General features: G+C 76.1%; 5 protein-coding genes. 4 read left to right on the forward strand and 1 reads right to left on the reverse strand.

Annotated features, from left to right (window positions below):
- The coding region (locus L1885_RS26425) for a hypothetical protein (RefSeq protein ID WP_235799680.1) at positions 1-451 on the reverse strand (451 nt) is incomplete at its 3' end.
- Positions 452-530: 79 nt separating this feature from the next.
- On the opposite strand from L1885_RS26425, the gene npdG reads away from it, so the two are divergent.
- From npdG to L1885_RS26445, 4 genes are all read left to right on the forward strand, one after another.
- Entirely contained in the window at positions 531-1,295 is a 765-nt protein-coding gene (gene npdG / locus L1885_RS26430; protein WP_235799681.1) for an NADPH-dependent F420 reductase, read from the forward strand.
- A 216-nt stretch (positions 1,296-1,511) separates the two neighbouring features.
- Positions 1,512-1,697, forward strand: coding sequence for a hypothetical protein (locus tag L1885_RS26435; protein WP_235799682.1), 186 nt, complete (start codon positions 1,512-1,514; stop codon positions 1,695-1,697).
- A gap of 79 nt (positions 1,698-1,776) precedes the next feature.
- A complete protein-coding gene (locus L1885_RS26440; RefSeq protein WP_235799683.1) occupies positions 1,777-2,367 on the forward strand; it encodes a hypothetical protein in 591 nt (196 codons plus the stop codon).
- 413 nt (positions 2,368-2,780) lie between these two features.
- The coding region (locus tag L1885_RS26445; RefSeq protein WP_235799684.1) for a hypothetical protein at positions 2,781-2,966 on the forward strand (186 nt) is incomplete at its 3' end.

Consider the following 2,966-nt stretch of genomic DNA (forward strand, 5'->3'; position numbering starts at 1 on the left):
GCCCCGCCACCGTCAGCGCCTCGTGCGCCAGGGCGTGCACGGCCGGATCGCCGCCGTCCAGCGAGAACACCGCGGCCCCGGCGCGGCGGGCGCCGTGCACGCGCTCCAGCAGTACGGCGTCCGCCCGTCCCGGCGCCACCACCAGCAGCGTCTCGCCGCGCCCCGCGGCCTCCAGGCGCCCGAGGCCGATCGTCAGGTGCGCGGGCGCGTCCCGCGGCACCTCGTGCCGCACGAGGGTGGGGGCCAGTTCGGGCTGCCCCGACCAGGCCGCCTCGTCCACGAGATGCGCCGCGAGGTGCCAGGGCTCGTATCCGCTCGTCCCCACCAGGAGCAGGCCGCCCCCGCGCGGTACGACGCAGGAGCGCAGGGCACCCGCGAACCCGCGGGCCTGCTCGGGCCAGCGGGTACCCGCGAGTACCTCGCGCAGGAGGGCGACGCGTACGGCATCCATGGCCCCGCATACTGCCGCAGCTCCGCCACCGGCACCCCCGGGTGGCGGACACCTCACCCGAAAGGGAAGGCTAGGGCTCATGACTTCTTCCTCCAGCGATTCCGGCAGCGCCCCGGGCACCTCCGCGAGCGGGGCCCCGGACGGCGCGCGGTCCCCGGCCCCCAAGCCTCCGGCCAAGGACCCGTGGGACCTGCCCGACGTCTCCGGACTCGTCGTGGGCGTGCTCGGCGGCACCGGCGACCAGGGCCGGGGCCTCGCCTACCGGCTGGCCCGCGCCGGGCAGAAGGTGATCATCGGCTCCCGGTCCGCGGAGCGCGCCGCCTCGGCCGCGGCCGAGCTGGGGCACGGCGTCGAGGGCGCGGACAACGCGGGCTGCGCGAGCCGCAGCGACATCGTGATCGTGGCGGTCCCGTGGGAGGGGCACGCGGACACCCTGAGGTCCCTCGCGGACGAGCTCGCGGACAAGCTCGTCGTGGACTGCGTCAACCCGCTCGGCTTCGACAAGAAGGGTGCGTACGCGCTGACGCCCGAGGAGGGCAGCGCGGCGGAGCAGGCCGCGGCGCTCCTGCCCGGCTCGCGGGTGACGGCCGCGTTCCACCACCTGTCCGCGGTGCTGCTGCAGAACCCCGACGTCGAGCAGATCGACACGGACGTCATGGTGCTGGGCGAGTCCCGGGCGGACACCGACCTCGTGCAGGCCCTCGCGGCCCGCATCCCCGGCATGCGCGGCGTCTTCGCCGGCCGGCTGCGCAACGCGCACCAGGTGGAGTCCCTCGTCGCCAACCTCATCTCGGTCAACCGCCGTTACAAGGCGCACGCCGGGGTCAGGCTCACGGACATCTGAGCGACCCCGGGGGCGGGGGGCGCGGGCCGGCGGCGGCTTCCCTCCGCCCCCTGCGCCCTCCGCCCCGGCACGCGTCCCCGGGGAGCACGCCCGCCTCCGGCGCCCCGTCGCTGCTCCGCCGGGCGGGCACGGGGGACGGCACCGCCCGGCCGGGCGGGTCCATGGGGGAGACTGGGGCGTCACGGTCCCCTTCCTCCCCGACAGGAGCAGCACCTCATGCCCCGCCTCGCCCTCTACGCCGTCGTCGTCTGCGCGCTCGCCGTCGCCGCGGCCGTGCTCTCCTTCGTCCAGGGCAACTGGCTCGGCATCATCTGGGTGCTGCTGGCGGGCCTGTCGTCCAACATGGCCTGGTACTACCTGCGGCGGTCGCGGACGGCGACGGCACCGTCACAGGAGCGCTGACCCGGAAGACCCCCGCCGGTCCTCCCGGTAGCTTGTGCGTTGACCATGACATGCCAGCCACACCGGGGGAGGGGCCGACGTGCCCTACATCTGCTTCTTCGCCGCGCTCGGCGTCGCCGCGCTCGTGCTGCTCGTGCGCACGCAGCGGCAGTTGGGGCGGTCCCGGTCCCTGGTGCCGGAAGTGCACGCGAGCGTCGGGGCGTCCGAAGGCGCTCTGCGGGTGCGCCGCGCGATGCTGGTCGTGTGCCTGCTCGCCGCGCTCGGCGGCCTCCCCGCCTCCCTGCACGTCCACGACCTGGACACATGGACGGACGGCGAGGTGCTGGGGATCGCCAAGGACGCCGCGGACGAGATCAGTGGCGGCGACGGGGCGGCGAGTCCCGCCATGTCGGTGAACGCCGCCGTCGACGAGGCACAGCGGCACGCCGACGGCCCGGGGCTGCTGACCACGCGGGCCGTCGGCTCCGACGGGGACGGCGGCGCGCCGCCCGCCTACGGCGACGAGGACGACACGAGCTACGTCATCAGCTACCACGGAGAGCACGCCGCCTGCCTGACGGTCACGTCCACCCCGGGTGCCCCCGTCCTCGTGCCGGGGGGCGGGGACGGCGAGGCCACCCGAATGGAGACGTACGACCTGAGCGCCACGGCGTCGGCGGGCGCCTGCTGAGGCACGGGACGCCCAAGCGGCCCCGCCCACGGGCCCCTTCTGCCAGGGCCGTGCTCCCGGCGGCGATCCGGCCGGACCGCGACCGCATGGCCGCGCCCGCCACCGCCCCACCGGCCCGCACGCGCTCCACCGGCCCGCACCCGCCCGCGGGCCAAGACCGTCCGCACGCGCGCGGGTCACCACACCCCTCATGGGCCCGCACCGCCGCACGAACCCGGATCCGCCCCACCGGCCCCACGGGCCCAACTCGGCACCCTTGACGCCCCCTTCTCACAAGCGTTCAATCAAGCCGTGAAATAAGGGCCGACCCACCGGGCCGGCGCAGTCCACCGTGTAGGTCGGACGTGGCGTGCCCGTGCGGTCGTTCGGCTGCGCCCTGCGCGCGTCCGGCGCTGTCGAAGGGACGGCCACTCGTGCCCCTTGATTTCCCGGAATCCCCCACTCCCCCCGCCACCGACGACGCGACCGCCACCGCCACCGACGACGCCCCTGCCGCCACCGCCGGCTCCGAGGCGTCGCGGCTGCGCAGACGCGGTTTCCTGCTCGCGTCCGGCGCGATCGCCGCCGGCGGGGCCGCCGCGGTGGCGACACCGGCCGCG

This window comes from Streptomyces fuscigenes, assembly GCF_021556455.1.
GTDB classification, from domain to species: Bacteria; Actinomycetota; Actinomycetes; order Streptomycetales; family Streptomycetaceae; genus Streptomyces; species Streptomyces fuscigenes.

What these genes read in the sequence shown, in the direction of transcription:
- L1885_RS26435 (WP_235799682.1), top strand. Translation starts at nt 1,512, where the DNA reads ATGCCCCGCCTCGCCCTCTACGCCGTCGTCGTCTGCGCGCTCGCCGTC.
- npdG (WP_235799681.1), top strand. Translation starts at nt 531, where the DNA reads ATGACTTCTTCCTCCAGCGATTCCGGCAGCGCCCCGGGCACCTCCGCG.